A 19,782-nucleotide genomic window follows, 5' to 3' on the forward strand; every position below is an offset into this window, starting at 1 on the left:
TATGGGGTATATGAGGATATTGAAAGAAATAAAGGACGATGAATAGGGAGGTTTTATCATTGACAAATATTCAAACAGATAAGGTATTAGATGCAAAAGGATTAGCGTGTCCAATGCCAATTGTAAAGACCAAAAAAACAATGAATGAATTGGAACCTGGTCAAGTGTTGGAAATTCAAGCAACGGATAAGGGATCAACCGCTGATCTAAAAGCTTGGTGTGATAATATTGGCCATCAATACATTGGAACAATCGAGAAGGGAGAAATTATTCATCATTTTGTTAGAAAAGGCGGAGAAGAGATAGAGGAAATAAAATATCCTCATCTAATTGAAAACGAAGAATTAGCTAGAAAACTGGAGAGTAACGAACAAACGATAATTCTTGATGTAAGAGAGCCTTCAGAATTTGCATTTCATCATATTCCTGGCTCTATCTCTATTCCTTTTGGAGAGCTTGAGCAGCGAATGGATGATTTAAATAAAGAAACTGAGATGTATGTCATTTGTAGAACAGGCAATCGAAGTGACTTAGCAGCACAAAAATTAACACAGTTAGGGTTTAAAAAAGTCTTTAATGTTGTTCCAGGAATGTCCGAATGGAAAGGGATAACAGAGAAGTTAATTGACTAATTTGGAGGTGTTATAAATGAAAAATCAAATTACAGTTTATACGACAAACACATGTCCTTATTGTTTAATGTTGAAAAACTTTTTGAATGAACAAGGGCTGCCTTTTGAAGAGATCAATTTACAAAATGACGCTGGTGCAGCACAAAAGCTGATTAAAACTACAGGCCAATTAGGTGTGCCTCAAGCAGAGGTCAATGGAGAATGGGTATTAGGATTTGATCGTAATAAGATACTGGAGTTAATTCATAAATAAACAACGGTGTCATTTAGCAAGTTAAAAATTTTTAGGAGGATGAATAATCATGTCAAATAAAGTGGCAATCATCGCATCTAATGGTAGTTTATTTGATGCATATAAAGTGTTTAATATAGCAACAGCATCCGCAGCAACGGACGCAGAAGTAGGTATATTCTTTACTTTTGAGGGTTTGAATCTAATTCATAAAGAAGGGAATCAGCATCTTCCTTTACCAGAGGGAAAAGAACATTTTCAGGAAGGTTTTAAAGCAGCTCAAGTCCCATCTATTGATGAGCTTATTGTCATGGCAAAAGATTTAGGTGTGAAATTTATTGCTTGTCAAATGACGATGGATGTTATGAATGTAAAAAAAGAAGATTTAATTTATGGGATTGATGTAGGAGGGGCAGTGACCTTTCTTGATTTTGCTAAAGATGCAAATGTAAATTTAACATTCTAAAAAACTCGCAGTCTGCGAGTAAAAATTAAAGGAGTGAAAGAAATGAGTGTAACAGTGAAAACAGCTCAGCAAATTTTTGACCAAGTGTTAAATAAAGAAGAATTGTTTATTTTAGATGTACGTAATAAAGATGACTTTAAAGATTGGAAAATTGAAGGAAAACAAATCGATCATTTTAATATTCCTTATTTTGAACTGATTGATGGGGTAGAAGAGATTATGGATAAAATTCCATCTGATAAAGAAATTATAGTTGTATGTGCTAAAGAAGGTTCATCCAAAATGGTGGCTGAGATGTTAAGTGAACAAGGATTAACAGCTTCTTATCTAAAGGGCGGCATGAAATCATGGAGTGAGTATCTTTATAAAACAGAAGTATATTCAGATGACAAGATGAAAGTTTACCAATTTGTAAGAGTAGGTAAAGGATGTTTATCCTATATGATTGTCTCTGGGGAAGAAGCATTAATCGTTGATCCTTCAAGATTTACTGATATTTATAAAAAGGCTGCAAAGGATGAAGGTGTGAATATAACACATATTGTAGATTCCCATCTTCATGCGGATCATATTTCTGGTGGTCGTATACTAGCTGAAGAAACAGGAGCTAACTATTATTTAATGAAAAGTGAAGGGGCAATTTTTGATTTCAAAGCGCTAGAAAATTATAACAAAATTGACTTTGAGCATGTTTCATTAGAAGTGATTGCTGTAAAAACTCCAGGACATACTCCAGGTAGTGTTTCATTCTTTGTAAATGAAAAAGTATTATTCTCAGGAGATACCATCTTTGTAAGTGGTTTAGGTAGACCAGATTTAGGTGGAAAGGTTAGAGAATGGGCTAAAGATTTATATGATACGGTTTATAACAAAGTTTCCCTGATCACAGATGATGTGATTGTGCTTCCTGCACATTATGCTGATTTTGAAGAAGAAGTAAATGTAGCTGGATATATAGGTGAGATATTAGGTGAAATTCGTAAACAAAATGAAATGATGTCCAATCAGAGTGAGTCAGATTTCGTTGAACATGTAGCACAATCTGCAAGCTCAGAAACACCTCCAAACTTCGAAGAGATTATCGCAATAAATAGAGGGGTAGAAGAAGCAGAAGAAGAAAAGCAGCAAGAGTTAGAAATTGGTCCAAATCGTTGTGCAGTTCACCATACTAATTAAAAAATAAGGAGAGATAAGAACATGAATGCAACAAAAATATTAGACGCTAAAGGTTTAGCGTGTCCAATGCCGATCGTAAAAACAAAAAAAATGATAGAGGAGTTACAATCAGGTGATATTTTAGAAATACATGCTACAGACAAAGGGGCTAAAAATGATTTGGCCGCTTGGGTAAAATCAACGGGTCATGAGTTATTAGAATCCTCAGAAGATAACGGGTTGTTTAAATTTTGGATAAAAAAAGGCTAATTGAAATAGTGAGAGAAGAATGAGAAGAAGGGAGGGAAAAACGTGTTAAAAAAAATTATCCCAGCAATTGATTGGATTCAAAATTACAATAAACATGATCTTAAAGGAGATATGTCGGCTGGTGTAATTGTTGCTATTATGTTAATACCACAGGCTATGGCTTATGCCATGATTGCAGGTTTGCCTCCAGTCATTGGTTTATACGCATCTACAATCCCACTTTTTATTTATGCGATTCTGGGATCTTCCAAACATTTAGCAGTAGGTCCAGTTGCTATGGTTTCGCTTCTTGTTTTATCGGGTGTATCTGCTTTAGCTGAACCAGGTTCTGAAGAATATTTATCCTATGTCTTTTTACTGATGTTTATGATAGGGATCATTCAGTTTAGCATGGGAATATTTAAATTAGGTTTTATCGTTAATTTTTTATCCCATGCAGTAGTAAGTGGGTTTACATCCGCTGCGGCTTTAATTATTGGTTTAAGTCAGTTAAAAAATTTATTAGGCATCAATTTGGATACAGGTGAAACGATATTTCATACTTTGTTTGAAGCGGCTCAGAGAATCAGTGAAATCAATATAATTACCTTTTTAATTGGTATTGGCAGCATTCTCACTTTGCTTTTTTTCAAGAAAAAACTACCGCGATTTCCTGCTCCATTAGTGGTTGTTTTGGTAAGTACGTTATTGGTATATTTTCTGAATTTAAAAGATTATGGTGTGAAAATTGTTGGGGAGGTTCCAATAGGGATTCCGAGTTTTTCACTTCCTGCCTTTAATATAGATTCGATTGTAGCATTACTACCCATTGCTTTAACGATTTCTTTTGTAGGTTTTATGGAATCTATTGCTGTTGCTAAAGCGATTGCTGCAAAAGAAAAATATAAAATTAATTCCAATCAGGAGTTAAACGGGTTGGGTTTAGCAAACATCATCGGTTCCTTTTTCTCAGCTTATCCTGTGACAGGTGGTTTTTCAAGATCTGCCGTTAACTATCAAGCAGGAGCTAAAACAGGATTAGCCTCTATCATTACAGCTATACTCATCATTGTTACTTTATTATTTTTAACACCGTTGTTTTATTATTTACCAAATGCCGTTTTAGCAGCCATCATCATGGTAGCTGTATTTGGTTTAATTGATATACAGGAAGCAAAACATTTATTTAAGGTGAAAAAGATGGATGGGTTAACGCTCCTCATTACTTTTATTTTTACATTAATGTTAGGAATAGAAGAAGGAATACTAATTGGAGTAGCTTTTTCTTTACTTGTCTTCATTTGGAGAAGTGCTTATCCACACATTGCTGAACTAGGATATATTGAGAAAACAAAAGTATTTAGAAATATTAAACGTTACCCTGAAGCGAAAACCTATAAAGATACTTTAATTTTTAGAATTGATGCTTCTATTTATTTTGCAAATGTGGGGTTTATTGAAAAAAAATTTAGTGATGAAATGTCTAAAAAACCAAATATAAATCGAATTATTCTCGATTTTAGTGCTGTAAATGATATCGATGCAGTTTCAATTGATGAGTTAGAAAAAATCATGGACAATTATACAAGCGCCGGTATTCAATTTCTCATTATTGGGATGAAAGGACCGATTAAAGATCTAGTTCAAAAAGCAGGTTGGAATGAAAAATATGGACAAAATATTAAACATCCATCATTGCAACATGTTTTACAAATGAAGTGATGAGAGATAAAAGATAGGTGAACGAAAAATGACTTTAACAGAGACTAATTTAATAAAACAAAATGAACAGTTCGTTACAGAGATATTACAGCAAGATCCAGCATATTTTCACAAATTAGTAAAAGGCCAATCTCCTGAATATTTTGTGCTGGCTTGTAGTGATTCCCGTGTTAGTCCATCTGTAACAGCAAATATGCCTTTAGGAAATATGTTTGTTCATCGCAATGTAGCAAATCAAGTTGTTGAGGGCGATCATAGTTTTTCAGCGGGGTTATATTATGCTTTAAAACATTTAAAAGTAAAAAAAATACTCATAGAAGGTCATACTCAATGTGGAGGGATTCAAGCCGCATGTGAAATGAAACAAGAACAGAGTAATTTACAAAAAGACGATGGATTTCATTTATGGGTTTCAGAAATTCAACAAAACGTACCAAGTAAACATCAGTGTGATGAATTAACATCATTTGAGTTGTCTAAATTAAATGTGTTAAATCAAATAGAAAATCTCAAAAAACATCCTGTTTATATAAAGTATGGATCTAATGTTGACATTATAGGGTTTGTATTTGATCTGTCTTCTGGAAAGTTACAGAAGGTGACTTAATCACTTTGGAACAAGCATAACGTCACATTCTTTGGGATTACTTTTATAAGTATATGTACTTGTTTCATTCAACTACTCATGATAGTATACCTATACATGTATGAGTGATTGAAGGGGGTTTATAGGATGGAATATGGAGAAGATGTCAAAAGGAGATTAAAACGTTTAGAAGGACAAGTTCGTGGGGTATTAAATATGATGGAAGAGGACAAACCTTGCAAGGAAGTGGTTAGTCAATTATCTGCAGTAAGAAGTGCTGCAGACAAAGCGATTGCTTATATTGTAGCTATGAACTTAGAAAACTGTATTTTAGAAGAACAAGAAAAAGGAAACGACACGAGTAAACTAGTGAAAGAAGCCATTGATTTATTAGTCAAGAGCAGATAAAATCGTTTCGAATACATGGTTTGTAAATATTAAAACGTCGATCCATTGATTTGGTCGACGTTTTTATTACTGTATGTAATTAAGCAGGTACATTTTTTTTCTTATCTTGTTTGATTTCACTTTGAATATCTGTTGTACTTTGATCGGCAATCATCTTACTGCTGCCTTCAAATTTTCCCCCATCTTCAATAGATAAGATCGATATAGAAATATTGCCATGGACTTTACCAGTAGAGGAGATTTGCAGTTTCTTTGTTTCAACATTACCTTCAATTTTACCTACAACCGTAGTATTACGAGCAGTGATATTTGAAACGGCTACACCATTTTCTCCGATAATGACGTCACCTTCACAATGAATATCCCCTACGATTTTACCATCAATGCGAATGCTTGCTTCCGATTTTATGTTCCCATCAAAATATGATCCTTCACCGATTAAAGTATCTGTTTTATTTGGATCCATGTTTTTTTCTTTGTTACCTTTAAACAAAATACATCATCCCTTCTAAAGATAGAAATACAGTTTTTTGTATTTATTGAATGAAATCTAACGGATTTTGTCTTTGACCATTTTTAACTATTTCATAATGAAGATGTGGTCCTGTACTTCGTCCGGTTGAACCTACCAAACCTATCTTTTGTCCTTTTTTTACCTGTTGCCCAGATTCAACTAATATCTTATTTAAGTGCATGTATCTAGTAATCATCCCTCTGGAATGATTGATGGTGATTTGATTTCCATAGATCCGATCATAACCCGTATAACTAATGGTTCCATCAGCTGCTGCAAAAACAGGATCGTTATAGAAGGCTCCAATGTCTAATCCTGTGTGAAAGCTAAGCGCATTAGTAAAAGGATCTCTTCGATATCCAAAATTAGATGTGACTTTTTGATGGTTTGTAGGCCAAATTGAAGGTGTTATATTTAATAGCTGTTGATATTCTACAATATCTTGTTTTGAGTCTGATAAACTAACTAATAAGGAATCCACATTTTTATTTAAAGAGATTAAATTTTCAGATGTATTTGTTGTAATATCATTTAAAGATTCATTATGTAACGGTACAAGATGACCACCTGTACCTATAAGTTTATTATTTTTATGTAGAATAGAAACGGATGATGTGGCAACAGCATCTTTTTCTAATATAGTGTTTGATGGATCTGCAAGCGCAGTAGTGTCATTTCCCGTGATTTTTTTTATTTCATTTTCTAATTTTTCTAACTCATTTAGTTTTGATTCTATTTCTTTCGTTTGTTCTGATAAACTCATTAAATTGGTTTGTAATTGTTCAATCGTTTCATCTTTATCTTCAATGGTTTGATTTTTTTCAGTAACCATATCGGTATATTTCGTTTCACTTACTTTTAAAGTTGTATGTAATCGATCGTACTTTAGCAAAGCACTTTGATGAAGTGTGAAGAGGACGAAGATAGAGAAGATAAGTAGGCCAAGGAAAATGGGAAGGCTATATAGAATGAAATCCATCACCTTAAATTGTATGGATGAACGACCAGCATCTTCTAAAATAATAAAAGTGAACTTCTTTTTCTTCCACTTAAATTTAAATAGTTTTTTCATACGTAACTCCTTATGTGTCCTTTTAAAGTAAGTGATCAAAAATGATTGTTTACCAAATTGTGTAGTAAAAGTTCAATTGTAAGTATTTCTAACATGAAAAAATATTTCTGTCATTAATTATTCTACATAAGAACTAAAAAACCTGCCTCTAAATCCAAAAATAATTAAATTTTATGTTTTATTTTGTCTTAATTTGTTGCATTTAATCATTTCCATGAATGAGGTGAGTAAAGCACCGGTCAAACATAATGCAAAACCAATCCCAGCAATAAGCCCACAAATAGAATAAAGTCTCCCAAACAAAATCCCAAATAAGATAAAAAGAACACAAGAGAGAATAAGTAAGTTGGTAGACCAGCGCCAGTTTCCAGCATACCTGTGCTCTTTTTTAACGATATTGGATTGTTTCTTTTTAAATTTCTTTCTTCTAGAAAAAGCAAACAATATAATCAAAACGGGGACTTGAAGACCTAAGGTGATTACAACACTGCTGTAACTTGAAAAAATATACAGTTCTGTAATACTTGAAAAAGATAGAACTTTAAACATATAGAGGAACCAACCAACAGATGTAGAATAGATTCGATAGTCTTTTCGATTTGTATAACTGCTTAGTCCGATTAAACCTGCGATAAACATAAAAATCATATTTAACATAAACGAAAAAGTATACGCTGTAACCATAATAATTTCCAATCGTTCCAAAAAATCTGTAAAATGAATTTGTTCTGCTAAAAGATAAATAGGATACGTGGCTTTACTCCCAATATTAGGTCCTAAAACAGTAATCGTTAAAGCCATAACTAAGGTTAAGATAAATGTAGCGTTTATTAATCCAAATCTGATGGCTGCATGAATTTGCTTAGGAACAGAAAGTGCATGTAAAAAAGCGCCTAAAATAAAAATGTCTCCAAACCATCCAATAGTTAAAGTGTTTGATTTTACGAATCCATCAACACCCTTTGCTAAAATAGGAAGTAACCTTTCAAATTGAATGTCTCCTATTAACATAAGTGGCATCGTGAATGCCATGCCAATAAACAATAAAAAAGTTAATTCATTTACACGTGCACTTACTTCATAACTCATTTTCCCATAGTAAATGAACATGAGAATTATGATGATCCCAATAATATAAATAGGGGTCGAAATTAAAATAGAGCTGTCCATAAATGCAGTCAAAATAGCAATATTTCGCATCAATGATATCCAAATATAAGCTATGATAATGAAGTTTATAATGCCCCCCATGACTTTACCTAAAATTTGTTGTGAGATTTCAAATATGTTTTTTTCGGGGAATCTTTTAGACAATTCGTAAAATATGTATGTAATACACAATGCATAAATAAGCGGTATTGTATACGCAATCCAACCATTATGACCAGAAATATAGAGTGCTTCTCTTGGGAAAAAAGTCTGACTGCTGGTGAAAATAATGACAGTTGCAAGCCAAGATAATTGTGAAGGACTAATAATTTGTCGTTGATCCATCAGTTCATATACTCCTTAATTTTCTGAATGAGCCCATTTATGAATCCATGGCGAGACATGATTGATAAAGAAATCTAAAGGCATTGGAATATCCGTATACAAATATCTCATGACCATAAAACTGAGTACAAATAAATTTAAACTCAATAAAATGATTTTTTCAGATCGTTTGATTGACTTGAGATACTTTATATCAAAAGATATTGTTAATAAATACAATAGAAACAAGATGATTTTAATAATACTGCTCATTTTGATTCTTCCGCCTTAACTCTATTTGTAATGTTTTCTGATACTAATCCAGCATCTGTAATATTAGCTTTGATTTGGATTGAAAATTTGGCTTTTGCTAATTCTTCATACCAATTGTCCTCATATTTTTCCCGCCATTGTTTAGGGTAGTGGCGTTGTAATAATAAACCTAATTGAGCTGAGTCACCCTTATTCTCTTGTATAACTTTGATTGCACTATGGATTGCTCCATCGATGTGATCTTCAAGACTTTTACTAAGTACTTCTTGCGTTGAATTATTCGTAATATCAGATCTAGTAAAGTCCTCAATTAAATTTGCATTAATCTCAATATCTAATGCATATTCAATATGATCATCATTAAGTTTAGGCTTAATTTTTACGTTCCCATTTTTAACATTAACGGATGCATACTTATTTTCTTCAATTTTTAATATTGTAGTATAAGGGCTTATTTCATCTTTTAACCACATTAAACCATGTGCCTCTTCACCTTCGAACGTTCCAACCATTTTATCATCTTGAAATTGTGCATAGCCCACAAACTCAATTTCTTTTGATGGATCGTTAGAAAGCTGTGATTTCTTCACTGTCATATAGGACAAGATTGTATCACTACCTATAGGGCTCATTGCTTGTGCAGCTTGCCTCATATTTACTTTAATTACCCCTCTGGCTTCCGCTAAATACAATATGTTTTCTCCAGAGAATCGTTCAAACTGTGGTTCAGCTTTTAATAGATCAAAAGCTTTTCCTTTGGCAACAATAATATATGCGGATAGTCGATTACTGGCTGTACGTGCTGTTGTATCAAACATATCTCTAATTCCGTTTCTAGCCAGTTCTTCACTTACGATAAGTACTCGTCGATGGGAAAATGTGATTCGTTGTGACATTCTTGCTTGCATTTTAGTTACGGCTTCTCGAAGTGTCTTTCCAATATCTGAATCAATATAAGCAATATTATCTTCAGCCCCACCCCCAGATCCTGTAGTTTGAGAAGCTCCCATTTTACCAGGTAATGCATATTGTACGGTTGTACGATAAACATGATCCTCCTCTACATCAACGGCAGTAGCTAGGGCAACGGCAATATCATTTAGTTCGATGCGATCCCAACATCCGGTAAGCAGTAAACATTCAATTAAGAGTGAATAAATGAGAAGCTGTATACTTTTATTCACCTTGATCCCCTACTTCCTCTGCATTTTTATTTTTGATGCCACCATCTTTTTCAACATTTTTTTTCACTTGAGTACCCATCCGCTTTTTATCTTGGACTGGTATATATTGAGGACGTTCAGTCATAAAAGGCCACGGAGCAGCGACTACCGTATCTTTTAAATCTTTAATTCTCAAAGGGGCCAAAGGGGTTAAATACGGTACACCAAATGATTTTAAATTTCCTAAATGTCCTAATAACAGCAGTAAACTCATAAAGATTCCAAAAATACCAAATAAAGAGGCTGCAAACATAATTGGAAATCGTAATAAACGTATGGCTATACCTGTGTTAAAAGTAGGGATAGTAAAGGATGCAATCCCGGTCACAGATACAACGATAACCATAGGAGCGGAAACTATACCTGCTTCTACAGCAGCTTGACCAACAACCAATGCACCCAAAATACTTACAGCCTGGCCAATGGTTTTGGGTAATCGAACACTGGCTTCTCTTAAGGCCTCAAATGTGACCTCCATAATTAAAGCTTCTACAATTGCTGGAAATGGAATCGCTTCGTGAGCTGCAATAATGCTTAGCAACAAAGTAGTTGGTATTATATCTTGATGATAGGTTGTAAAGGCGATATAAAATGCTGGTGTTGTCAACGCAAGGAATAGGAATAAAAAACGAAGCCAGCGAATGGCTGTTGCTACTATAAATCTTTCATAATAATCCTCACTGGCTTGTATTAAATTCAAAAATATGGTGGGTGCAATTAAAACATTAGGTGTACCATCCACGATAATAGCAAACTTTCCTTGTAATAAAGCAGCTGAGACCGTATCTGGTCTTTCTGAATATCTAAATTGTGGAAAGGGTGAATATATATTATCTTGGATTTGTTCCTCAATATATCCACTTTCAAGAACTCCATCCATATCAATCATGCTTAATCTTCGATCTACTTCCTTAATCAGATTAGGATCTATGATGTTATCGATATAAACTAGAGAAATATCTGTACAGCTATATTTACCTATTTTATAAGCTTTGGTTTTTAAATGTGGTGTTTTTAACTTTCTTCGAATCATCGATGTATTCACACGAAGATTTTCAATAAATCCTTCTCTAGGACCACGAATGGATGATTCCGTTTCTGGTTCTGAAATCGTACGTGTTTTAAAACCACGCATGCTAACTAAGAGAGATTCAGTGTTTTTATCGATAAGAATGCCTAAATCCCCATTTAATATACTTAACATGAAATCAGAAAAATTGTTTTTTTCATTTACCTCTGCAAAAGGAAGTATAGATTCTTTAATTTGTGAAATGTCAGATATCTCAACTTTGCTTTCCATCATTGATTTCATAGCTTCTGTCATTAAATCATTATCTATCATCCCATCCACAGAGACAGCAAGGGCATCAATTTCATCATTATCAACTCCATTTCCAATTTGAAACGATTTGATAACGACATCAGAACAATCTTTGAAATATTCTTCAAGCATTTTTTTATTCGTTTCAAGTTCTGGTGAGATAAATACCCCTTTTAATTCTTCAAGGAACGAATAATCTAAATAAGATTTCTCTTGTTTTTTTTTATTTTTTTTATTAGAAAGAATCATACTAACTTCCCCCAATTTTGCCAAAACAGTAGTAAGTTACAGGTTATGAAAGTATTTTCTCCAAATATCACTACAATATGTATTAGTTGGATAAGTGAGCTAATAAATGGTCAAGCTGTTGTGGTTTAACCTTTTGTATGAGGTCTCCTTCTTTTTTTAAGCGGTTCTCGATATTTAAAAGATTAAAATCAGAAGGAATTAGATTTTTATTGATTTCATGCCAGAATAGAGGAGTAGAAACGGGGGCATGCTCTCGCGCTCTAGGTGTATAAGGAGCAGCTAATGTTTTTCCTTGCCAATGTTGTAAATAGTCAATATAGATAAGTTGCTTTCTATTTTTTTTGAGTCTTTCAATGGTAAATAAGTTTGGGTGTTTTTGTACTAAAAATTCACTAATAAACTGTCCCATTTTCCTCAATTGATCAAAACTATATTTTTGTTCAATAGGGATTACGATTTGTATTCCAGTTGCTCCAGAGGTTTTAGGTACAGATTGAATATGCAGTTTGTCCAGTAGCTCCCCTATAAAAAGGACAGCGTCTACTAATCTAGGTTCATTTTCTTTAGAAGGATCAATGTCTATAACCCATTCAACGGGTAAAGATTGATTAATGTAATGAAAGGAGGGATGAAATTCTAGGCATGCTAAATTACCTAACCATAATAAAGTAGCTACATTATCCAAGTTTACATAATGGATGTTATGTAAATATGCAGTATTCACAAAATCAGGAGTTGGTTCAGGACAATTTTTTTGATAAAAAAAAGTCTTATCATTATAACCATGCGGAAATCTGATCGTGGTTAAATATCTATTTTTACAATATGTAAGGAGGAAAGGAGCAAGTTTTACTAACTTATGTAAATATTCAATTTTGGAAATGTTTGGCCATAAGGGTTTACTTGGATTGGAAATGAGTATCTCATGCCCTTCCACTTTCAAGGGTACTTTTTCTGTTGTTTTTGACATGAATTTACCTCCATAAAACTAATACAAATGGTTGACATCAATGTACTCAATTTGAGGGTGGCGTAATACGCCATAGGATGTAATTTCTAATCCTTTAACTTTACATGGGAAAGGTTTTTTCAACCAAACCATGTGATCCCCCTTTAAATCCGAGGGTAAAGGAAAGAAAGAGGCATCATTCGAATGATGTACTTTGGAATATAACAGTAGCGTTTCTTTCCATTGTTGATTTAACCCTAAAGAAACCTTGCCGAAGTAGTATCCATCACGTGCCATAACTAAACTGGAAAGTAAGTTGCCTTTTGTAGTGATTGCTACAATTTTAACGTCGAAATATAAGATCGTTTTTTTCTTAAACCAATCATTATGTTTTTTCCCTTCTTGATAAGAACTGCTTAACCTTTTACTGACAATGCCTTCCCATTGATATTTGTTAACCCAATCCCATAATACATGACCATCATAAAATAAGTCTGTTACAAAGAGGGAGGAAGTGGTTTCATTGAAAAGTGTTTTCAGTTTTTGATAACGTTTGCTGTAAGGTTTTTTTCTCCAATCTATACCGCCTAAATAGAGTAGATCAAAAAGAACATATGAAACTGGATATTTGTTCTGTACAATGGTACTTTTGTTTTTTTCTCTTTGTAGTATTTTTTGAAAATTAGGTCTTTGAGTATCTTGATCAAAAACAATCATTTCCCCATCTAATAATATGGAATCTTTCATTTTTGACTGAAGAATGGACTGAAATACTGGATTCATAAAGAACTGTACAATTTCTGGATACGTTTCGTTTTTTAGGATCATTTTTTTAGAATATAGATCTACTCTTCCACCCTGAATGAAAGTTAAGATTCTTACGCCGTCCCATTTGAGTTGATAACCCCATTCATCACCTACAGGGATCTGTTCATTTGAGATCGGTGACATTGGTTTTATTGGAAGTTGTGTGGTTTTAACGCCTTCCTTCATTTGTTATGATACTGTCTCTTTTTTGTTTGTTTTTGCTTTTTTAGATGTTTTTTTACTTGGTTTTTGCTCCCCTGTATCCATTGCATTTAGACTGGCTTGCAGAGCTGTCATCAAATCAATAACGTCTGCAGCTGGTTGTTTAGGTGCAATTTTGATCTCTTCTCCAGAAACTTTACTTTCAATTAACTCTAACAATTGTCCCCTGTAATCATCATGATATTTCTCAGGTTCAAAAGGTTTAGTTAATTGTTCAATAAGCATTTTTGCCATGGATAATTCGTTTTCCTTGACGTTCACATTTTCAGGAAGATTAGGAATTTTATCTATCGCTCTAATTTCATCAGGATAGTAGATGGTTTCCAGTGTGATACATTTATCTATGACTCTTAAAGCTGCGAGACTGCTTTTGGAACGTATAGATATTTTAGCTATTCCGATTTTCCCACTTTCCTTCATCGCTTCTAATAATAAAGAATATGCATTTGCTCCTGTTTCTCCAGGTGATAAATAATATGTTTTTTGAAAATAAATTGGATCAATTTCTTCTAATTGTACAAAATCAAGAATTTGTATTTCTTTTGTTGTTTCCGATTCAAGCTGCTCTAACTCTTCTTTTTCGAAAAGAACAAATTTTCCTTTTTCATATTCGTATCCTTTTGTAATGGACTCCCAATCTACTTCTTCATCACAATGTTTGCATTTCCGAACATAACTGATTGGAGTTCCACAATCCTTGTGAATATATCTCATGGATATACTTTTATCTTCCGTTGCTGAGAACATTTTGATTGGTACATGTACAAGACCGAAGCTAATAGCTCCTTTCCACATCGTATGCATTTAAACATTCCTCCTTTAATTTGTAATGATCTCTAGTTACGTGATGCTTTGAAAGTCTCGCAATAAATGAATTTTTCATGTGATTACATCTATAAATATCCGTTTTTGCATTTGAGTTTGCTAATTGAAGTTATTTTCATAATTCTTGTATTCATTATTTACATTGTCAAATAAAATTAACCGTATCTTGCGTCATGTAATGTAATGATAAAAATAATGGGGAGTGGGTATCATTAAAACAAGGGATTGCTTGATGAAAAAATATCGTATGCAATGAATGGGCATCCCATTCATTGCAAATATAGGAGGTAATGATTTTGACTAAACATAATGAGACAGAAAATAATGAAGCGCAAAACGAAGGAAGAGAAAAACATTTTATGGATATTGATCGTATGGTGAATGAGGGGTTAGGAGGAGGGCATGTAACCCTACAAAACGGACTCATCGATGAATCAACAACAGATACAATGGAAGATGAAAAGAGTGATATTAAAGAAAAATCTTTCGGTGAATAAGGGTGTATCAATGTAATACTATAATCATTAATATGGAGGTTACCTATGGATATAGAAAGAGCACAGGAAATATTTCATTCTGAAGCAAAAATTAATGTGTATTTAAATGGAAAGGAAGTTTGGATTGATAAAGTTGATCGTGTAAACAATTGCGCAAGTATTCACGAAGTAAATAATCCAAATGAACAAGAAACCGTAGAAATCACAAAATTAAAAGAACTACAATAAGCGAATTCCTTGAAACAATACTTTTTATAGAAAGATGAGAAATCCCGAATGAAGTTTGTCCCTTTTCATTATGGGATTTTTTATTTTTTCTTACATGCTTATTTATTAAAAAGTTGATGATGTCGTAGGATGGTGCTTTTGTGGGTCAAATTAGTTATAATTAGAGGCAGCTAGAAACTTGAATGTTTAATTTTAGTAGGTGATTCTTTGAGTTCATTAGATGAATTTGCATTAATTCAATCTTTAAATTATAAAAAACAATCTAACAATTTTCATAATAAACTCGGAGTCATAAAGGGCATAGGGGATGATGCCGCTGTTGTACAAACCCGGTCAGGTTCGCAGCTTGTCATGACCTGTGATACGATGGTGGAAACGATTCATTTCAATCCATATACAATGTTAGATGAAGATGTTGGTTATAAAGCAATGGCATCCAATTTAAGTGATATTGCGGCAATGGGGGCTATACCAAAGTATGCTCTTATTTCTTTAAGCATACCTAAGCATTACTCTACATTTCGATTAAAAAAAATATATAAAGGACTTTATGAGTGCGCAAACTATTTTGAAATTGCAGTGATTGGCGGTGATACAACGAAATCACCTAAACATTTAAATATCTCTATCACTTTAGTAGGTGAAGTTGAATCAAATCAGGCACTATTCCGTTCAAATGCGAAGGTGAATGACCTAGTATTCACCACAGGTTATTTAGGATGCTCAGCAGCAGGGCTGGATTATTTATTGAAAGTGAAACAGAAACAACTTATGCTTGGCCAAATTCCAATGAACTTTCTTCCACTTGTGAAACAGCACAGAAGACCAACTCCTCAAATTAAAGCAGGTCGCATTCTTCTTCAATCTAGGAGATGTCATGCTTTAAACGATGTTAGTGATGGATTATCAAGTGAGGCTTCGGAGATTTGTGAGGCATCTAATGTTGGGTTTTTATTTGACGAAGTGAAGTTACCCATACATCCCCAATTAAGAGAGTATGGTCAACTCATAGGAAAGAGCCCACTTGATTGGATTATGTATGGTGGGGAGGACTATCAATTGCTTGGAACGGTTTCAAAAGCGGATGTGGTACATATACAGAATCGCTTTCAACAAGAAGGAATTCCATTTTTTATTGTAGGAGAAGTCGTAGCTCAAAAGGGTGTGCAGATGAAAGATGCATACGGTAATATAAAAAAAATACATAAAAAAGGGTATAATCATTTTAATTAGATAGGCTGGAGTGAATACATTGAATCAAGCAAGTAGTTTTCGATTTCATGCTTTATCAGAAAAAGATACAAAGCGGTTAGCTCATGAAATTGCAAAAAACGTACAAGCAGGAAATGTGATTACATTAGATGGGGATCTAGGTGCAGGAAAAACCACATTTTCTCAAGCATTTGCAAAAGAAATTGGGATTACAGAGATTGTTAATAGTCCTACTTTTGTGTTGATTAAAGAATATCAAGGACAGGAGTTACCCTTATATCATATGGACGTTTACCGTTTATCTATAGAAGAAGCGGATGAATTAGGTTTAGATGAATATTTTTATGGAAATGGTGTTTGTTTAGTGGAGTGGTCAAGTAAAATTACTGAACTGCTTCCAGAACATCGTCTGGAATTGTACATTACTCATTTGGGTGATCAAGAGCGGAATTTTGAGATTACTCCAAAAGGTGATATATATATTCAATGGTGTGAAAAGTTGAAAAACAGTGGGGTGATTTCATGAAAATAGGACAAACACTTAATCATTTGTCAAATAATTTTATGCTTTGTATGGATACTTCAACTTCAGATCTCACTGTTGCTGTACTACAAAATGATCAATGTTTAAAAGAAATTCGAGTGAAGGCAGAAAGAAGTCATTCCATACAATTAATTCCTTGTATCCAAAAATTACTTAGTGATGTAGATCTTAAGATGAGAGATTTGAACTGTATAGCAGCTGGACAGGGTCCAGGTTCATATACTGGAGTTCGAATCGCAGTTACTGTTGCAAAAACGCTAGCATGGACATTACATATCCCTTTATTTGGCGTTTCCAGTTTAGAAGGTTTATCTTATGGGATTAACAGGGAAATGAAATTAAATGAACTGGGTTCAAACGGGTTGGATAACTGGATTATCCCTATATTAAATGCACGTAGGGGGCAGGTGTATACAGCACTATATGAATTTAAAGAAAACGGTCACGAAAATAGATTACCTGATGGTATCAGACTGATGGAAACATGGGTTCAACAAATCCACGAGTACCTAGAATCACAATCCTCTTCTAAACAAATTACTTTTGTAGGTGATGTTGAACAATTTAAAGCAGAGATTTCCAGATTAGAGCAGGTATCTGGTCAAAAAATGAATTGTTATGAAAAACATATGAATGCTTATGATATTGGACTACTTGCTTTTAAACAAAGGGATCGAAGTAAAATAAAGGAACCACATCATTTTATACCCAACTATACCCAATTAGCTGAAGCAGAAAAAAATTTATGAAACGAACCTTTACTGATGTTGAAAGGAAACAATCCATGGAACGTTTAAGTCGATCGATGACGATAGCTGACATAAAGCAAGTTCATGAGATAGAATCTGAGGTGTTTACAACCCCATGGACGGAGCAAGCATTTTACAATGAGCTTTTGAACAATCATTTTGCACGTTATCAAGTCATTGAGATGGATGGAATCATTGCAGCGTATGGTGGCATGTGGACAGTGATAGATGAGGCACATATTACAAATATAGCAGTTCGTAATCAATATCGTGGTCAAAAATTGGGAGAACAGTTGGTTGAGGAAATGAAAGAGAATGCATTGTCTCTAGGAATGAAGAAAATGACGTTAGAAGTAAGAGTTTCTAACGAAATTGCGATTCATCTTTATAAGAAATTAGGATTTTATGAAGCAGGTATTCGTAAAGGCTATTACACAGATAATCATGAAGATGCACTGATTATGTGGGTAGATTTGAACCAAAAGGATGGAGCAAAATGACAATCACAATTTTAGCAGTAGAAACGAGCTGCGATGAAACTTCTGTGTCCATAGTACAGAATGGAAAAAAAGTTTGTTCGAACGTTGTTTCAAGTCAAATGGAAACACATGAGAAATTCGGGGGTGTTGTACCTGAAATTGCTTCAAGGAAACATGTTGAAACGATTACTTTAATTATGGAAGAAGCCATTAAACAAGCAAATATAGATGCAAAGGATCTATCAGCCGTTGCTGTGACTCAGGGGCCCGGTTTAGTTGGGTCATTAATTGTAGGTATGGTTGCTGCAAAAGCTTTTGCCTGTGCTCTTGATCTACCTTTGATTGGTGTCCATCATATTGCAGGTCATATATATGCTAACCAGTTAGTACATGATTTAGAATATCCTTTAATGTCTTTAGTTGTATCTGGAGGGCACACTGAATTGGTTTACATGGAAGCACCGGGTTCATTTAAAATTATAGGACAAACACGTGATGATGCAGTAGGAGAAGCTTACGATAAAGTAGCTAGAGCGCTAGGTCTTCCATATCCAGGAGGACCCTATGTGGATAAACTGGCACAGGAATCTGATGCAGAAATCAAATTACCCAGAGCTTGGTTAGAAGCAAATTCATATGATTTTAGTTTTAGCGGGTTAAAATCAGCAGTATTATCAGTAGTTAATCAAGCAAAAATGAAAAGGGAAGTTTTAAATAAAGCACATGTTGCTCTTGGTTTTCAAAATTCTGTAATAGATGTTTTAGTTGAAAAATCTTTGAGAGCGGTAAGGCAATTCAATGCGAAACAGTTACTTTTAGCTGGCGGCGTAGCGGCAAACAAAGGATTAAGACAAGCATTACAAACTCGCTGTGAAAAAGAAGGGATTCCTTTACTTATCCCTCCTCTAGACCTTTGCACAGATAATGCAGCGATGATTGGAGCAGCAGCTTTCTTAAAATGGGAAAAACAAGACTTCAGTTCGATGGACTTGAAATCAGAAGCTCGTCTTCCATTAGAAAACTGGATCACAGTTGATTAAAGGTTTATAGAATGGCTTATCATAAATAAGTTATACTGAGATAAATAAATGTAGTTTTAAATTAAAGAGGTGATATGAACAAATGGTGAATGCACTATATGTTATCATTGGAATAGTCATTATATATCTTCCGATTTTCTATAATATGAATCGAAGAATACGTGTTTTAGAGGACGAGGTTAGAAAACTAACAAAAGGTGATAATAACATTTACTGAAACTACGAAAAGACGCATAAACGCGTCTTTTTTGCATCTTAGTAATCGTATTAAATAAAGTGAAAATAAGAATAAGTATTAATAATCCTGTTGTTTTACTCAATGATATGTCGTCTAAATTTATAATTGTGCATACGAATATCATAACCTTTTTTTTAAGACAAAAAAATGTCATTACATAGATATTTCACGAAATCTCTGATATATCACAAATAGTTCACGGTTTATCCACAATGTTATTCACAGCTTGTGTATATTGTGGAAAAGTACTTCTATCTATTGTTATTACTGAATTAAAAATGTGATAAAAAATTAGGATAAGTTTTACACAATGAGTTGTGGATAATGTGGATAAAACAAGATAATGTGTAAATACCCTGTAAAATACCTGTAAAATCGATGTAAAACGACATATTATTCTGGGGATAAGGTTGTGGA

23 protein-coding genes are annotated in these 19,782 nt (G+C 33.7%); 15 read left to right on the forward strand and 8 right to left on the reverse strand.

What is annotated here, in order from left to right; all coding sequences use genetic code 11:
- Positions 1-59 precede the first annotated feature (59 nt).
- The 8 genes from ERL59_RS05815 (at position 60) to ERL59_RS05850 (ending at position 5,450) form a co-directional block, all read left to right on the forward strand.
- Entirely contained in the window at positions 60-632 is a 573-nt protein-coding gene (locus tag ERL59_RS05815; RefSeq protein WP_407925684.1) for a sulfurtransferase TusA family protein, read from the forward strand.
- Positions 633-648: 16 nt separating this feature from the next.
- Positions 649-885: a glutaredoxin family protein gene (locus ERL59_RS05820; protein ID WP_160645249.1), complete on the forward strand. Its 237-nt coding sequence runs from the start codon at positions 649-651 to the stop codon at positions 883-885.
- A 49-nt stretch (positions 886-934) separates the two neighbouring features.
- Complete coding sequence (locus tag ERL59_RS05825) at positions 935-1,330, forward strand: DsrE/DsrF/DrsH-like family protein (protein ID WP_160645250.1); 396 nt, start codon at positions 935-937, stop codon at positions 1,328-1,330.
- A 42-nt stretch (positions 1,331-1,372) separates the two neighbouring features.
- Complete coding sequence (locus ERL59_RS05830; RefSeq protein WP_160645251.1) at positions 1,373-2,506, forward strand: MBL fold metallo-hydrolase; 1,134 nt, start codon at positions 1,373-1,375, stop codon at positions 2,504-2,506.
- 21 nt (positions 2,507-2,527) lie between these two features.
- Positions 2,528-2,755 (forward strand): sulfurtransferase TusA family protein, encoded by a 228-nt coding sequence (locus tag ERL59_RS05835; protein ID WP_160645252.1) that lies wholly within the window; start codon positions 2,528-2,530, stop codon positions 2,753-2,755.
- Positions 2,756-2,797: 42 nt separating this feature from the next.
- Positions 2,798-4,456: a SulP family inorganic anion transporter gene (locus tag ERL59_RS05840; RefSeq protein ID WP_160645253.1), complete on the forward strand. Its 1,659-nt coding sequence runs from the start codon at positions 2,798-2,800 to the stop codon at positions 4,454-4,456.
- 28 nt (positions 4,457-4,484) lie between these two features.
- Complete coding sequence (locus tag ERL59_RS05845) at positions 4,485-5,063, forward strand: carbonic anhydrase (protein ID WP_160645254.1); 579 nt, start codon at positions 4,485-4,487, stop codon at positions 5,061-5,063.
- Positions 5,064-5,189: 126 nt separating this feature from the next.
- Positions 5,190-5,450 carry a metal-sensitive transcriptional regulator gene (locus tag ERL59_RS05850; protein ID WP_160645255.1) on the forward strand — a complete coding sequence of 87 codons (261 nt, stop codon included), beginning with the start codon at positions 5,190-5,192 and terminating at the stop codon, positions 5,448-5,450.
- Positions 5,451-5,529: 79 nt separating this feature from the next.
- On the opposite strand, the gene ERL59_RS05855 is transcribed toward ERL59_RS05850, so the two are convergent.
- The 8 genes from ERL59_RS05855 to ku form a co-directional block, all read right to left on the reverse strand.
- Positions 5,530-5,943, reverse strand: a complete 414-nt coding sequence (locus ERL59_RS05855) for a bactofilin family protein (protein ID WP_235929803.1) — start codon at positions 5,941-5,943, stop codon at positions 5,530-5,532.
- A 43-nt stretch (positions 5,944-5,986) separates the two neighbouring features.
- Complete coding sequence (locus ERL59_RS05860) at positions 5,987-7,036, reverse strand: M23 family metallopeptidase (RefSeq protein WP_160645256.1); 1,050 nt, start codon at positions 7,034-7,036, stop codon at positions 5,987-5,989.
- 171 nt (positions 7,037-7,207) lie between these two features.
- On the reverse strand, positions 7,208-8,530 hold the full coding sequence (locus ERL59_RS05865; protein ID WP_160645257.1) for a GerAB/ArcD/ProY family transporter: 1,323 nt from the start codon (positions 8,528-8,530) through the stop codon (positions 7,208-7,210).
- Between the two features lie 248 nt (positions 8,531-8,778).
- The gene (locus ERL59_RS05870) at positions 8,779-9,966 is read right to left on the reverse strand and encodes a Ger(x)C family spore germination protein (RefSeq protein ID WP_160645258.1); all 1,188 of its coding nucleotides are present in this window, start codon (positions 9,964-9,966) and stop codon (positions 8,779-8,781) included.
- Positions 9,959-11,575, reverse strand: coding sequence for a spore germination protein (locus tag ERL59_RS05875; RefSeq protein ID WP_160645259.1), 1,617 nt, complete (start codon positions 11,573-11,575; stop codon positions 9,959-9,961). The genes ERL59_RS05870 and ERL59_RS05875 overlap by 8 nt, the downstream gene beginning before the upstream one ends.
- Positions 11,576-11,657: 82 nt before the next feature.
- Complete coding sequence (gene ligD, locus ERL59_RS05880) at positions 11,658-12,545, reverse strand: non-homologous end-joining DNA ligase (protein WP_160645260.1); 888 nt, start codon at positions 12,543-12,545, stop codon at positions 11,658-11,660.
- An 18-nt stretch (positions 12,546-12,563) separates the two neighbouring features.
- Positions 12,564-13,517 (reverse strand): ATP-dependent DNA ligase, encoded by a 954-nt coding sequence (locus ERL59_RS05885; protein ID WP_160645261.1) that lies wholly within the window; start codon positions 13,515-13,517, stop codon positions 12,564-12,566.
- 3 nt (positions 13,518-13,520) lie between these two features.
- A complete protein-coding gene (gene ku / locus ERL59_RS05890; RefSeq protein ID WP_160645262.1) occupies positions 13,521-14,357 on the reverse strand; it encodes a non-homologous end joining protein Ku in 837 nt (278 codons plus the stop codon).
- 317 nt (positions 14,358-14,674) lie between these two features.
- Between ku and ERL59_RS05895 the strand changes: the two genes are divergently transcribed.
- The 7 genes from ERL59_RS05895 to tsaD all read left to right on the forward strand — a co-directional run bounded on the left by ERL59_RS05895 (position 14,675) and on the right by tsaD (position 19,127).
- Positions 14,675-14,875: a hypothetical protein gene (locus tag ERL59_RS05895; protein ID WP_235929808.1), complete on the forward strand. Its 201-nt coding sequence runs from the start codon at positions 14,675-14,677 to the stop codon at positions 14,873-14,875.
- 45 nt (positions 14,876-14,920) lie between these two features.
- Positions 14,921-15,103, forward strand: a complete 183-nt coding sequence (locus ERL59_RS05900) for an H-type small acid-soluble spore protein (protein WP_160645264.1) — start codon at positions 14,921-14,923, stop codon at positions 15,101-15,103.
- A 207-nt stretch (positions 15,104-15,310) separates the two neighbouring features.
- The gene (gene thiL, locus ERL59_RS05905; RefSeq protein WP_160645265.1) at positions 15,311-16,336 is read left to right on the forward strand and encodes a thiamine-phosphate kinase; all 1,026 of its coding nucleotides are present in this window, start codon (positions 15,311-15,313) and stop codon (positions 16,334-16,336) included.
- Positions 16,337-16,355: 19 nt separating this feature from the next.
- Positions 16,356-16,841, forward strand: coding sequence for a tRNA (adenosine(37)-N6)-threonylcarbamoyltransferase complex ATPase subunit type 1 TsaE (gene tsaE, locus ERL59_RS05910; RefSeq protein ID WP_160645266.1), 486 nt, complete (start codon positions 16,356-16,358; stop codon positions 16,839-16,841).
- A complete protein-coding gene (gene tsaB / locus ERL59_RS05915) occupies positions 16,838-17,608 on the forward strand; it encodes a tRNA (adenosine(37)-N6)-threonylcarbamoyltransferase complex dimerization subunit type 1 TsaB (protein WP_160645267.1) in 771 nt (256 codons plus the stop codon). Before tsaE ends, tsaB begins: the two co-directional genes overlap by 4 nt.
- Positions 17,605-18,108 (forward strand): ribosomal protein S18-alanine N-acetyltransferase, encoded by a 504-nt coding sequence (rimI, locus tag ERL59_RS05920; protein ID WP_160645268.1) that lies wholly within the window; start codon positions 17,605-17,607, stop codon positions 18,106-18,108. Before tsaB ends, rimI begins: the two co-directional genes overlap by 4 nt.
- Complete coding sequence (gene tsaD, locus ERL59_RS05925; protein ID WP_160645269.1) at positions 18,105-19,127, forward strand: tRNA (adenosine(37)-N6)-threonylcarbamoyltransferase complex transferase subunit TsaD; 1,023 nt, start codon at positions 18,105-18,107, stop codon at positions 19,125-19,127. Before rimI ends, tsaD begins: the two co-directional genes overlap by 4 nt.
- Positions 19,128-19,782: the final 655 nt, after the last annotated feature.

It is taken from the genome of Chengkuizengella marina, from assembly GCF_009910845.1.
Lineage (GTDB): Bacteria > Bacillota > Bacilli > Paenibacillales > KCTC-33759 > Chengkuizengella > Chengkuizengella marina.

What these genes read in the sequence shown, in the direction of transcription:
- ERL59_RS05820 (WP_160645249.1), top strand. Translation starts at nt 649, where the DNA reads ATGAAAAATCAAATTACAGTTTATACGACAAACACATGTCCTTATTGT.
- ERL59_RS05825 (WP_160645250.1), top strand. Translation starts at nt 935, where the DNA reads ATGTCAAATAAAGTGGCAATCATCGCATCTAATGGTAGTTTATTTGAT.
- ERL59_RS05830 (WP_160645251.1), top strand. Translation starts at nt 1,373, where the DNA reads ATGAGTGTAACAGTGAAAACAGCTCAGCAAATTTTTGACCAAGTGTTA.
- ERL59_RS05835 (WP_160645252.1), top strand. Translation starts at nt 2,528, where the DNA reads ATGAATGCAACAAAAATATTAGACGCTAAAGGTTTAGCGTGTCCAATG.
- ERL59_RS05845 (WP_160645254.1), top strand. Translation starts at nt 4,485, where the DNA reads ATGACTTTAACAGAGACTAATTTAATAAAACAAAATGAACAGTTCGTT.
- ERL59_RS05850 (WP_160645255.1), top strand. Translation starts at nt 5,190, where the DNA reads ATGGAATATGGAGAAGATGTCAAAAGGAGATTAAAACGTTTAGAAGGA.
- ERL59_RS05860 (WP_160645256.1), bottom strand. Translation starts at nt 7,036, where the DNA reads ATGAAAAAACTATTTAAATTTAAGTGGAAGAAAAAGAAGTTCACTTTT.
- ERL59_RS05865 (WP_160645257.1), bottom strand. Translation starts at nt 8,530, where the DNA reads ATGGATCAACGACAAATTATTAGTCCTTCACAATTATCTTGGCTTGCA.
- ERL59_RS05875 (WP_160645259.1), bottom strand. Translation starts at nt 11,575, where the DNA reads ATGATTCTTTCTAATAAAAAAAATAAAAAAAAACAAGAGAAATCTTAT.
- ligD (WP_160645260.1), bottom strand. Translation starts at nt 12,545, where the DNA reads ATGTCAAAAACAACAGAAAAAGTACCCTTGAAAGTGGAAGGGCATGAG.
- ERL59_RS05885 (WP_160645261.1), bottom strand. Translation starts at nt 13,517, where the DNA reads ATGAAGGAAGGCGTTAAAACCACACAACTTCCAATAAAACCAATGTCA.
- ku (WP_160645262.1), bottom strand. Translation starts at nt 14,357, where the DNA reads ATGCATACGATGTGGAAAGGAGCTATTAGCTTCGGTCTTGTACATGTA.
- ERL59_RS05900 (WP_160645264.1), top strand. Translation starts at nt 14,921, where the DNA reads ATGGATATAGAAAGAGCACAGGAAATATTTCATTCTGAAGCAAAAATT.
- tsaB (WP_160645267.1), top strand. Translation starts at nt 16,838, where the DNA reads ATGAAAATAGGACAAACACTTAATCATTTGTCAAATAATTTTATGCTT.
- rimI (WP_160645268.1), top strand. Translation starts at nt 17,605, where the DNA reads ATGAAACGAACCTTTACTGATGTTGAAAGGAAACAATCCATGGAACGT.
- tsaD (WP_160645269.1), top strand. Translation starts at nt 18,105, where the DNA reads ATGACAATCACAATTTTAGCAGTAGAAACGAGCTGCGATGAAACTTCT.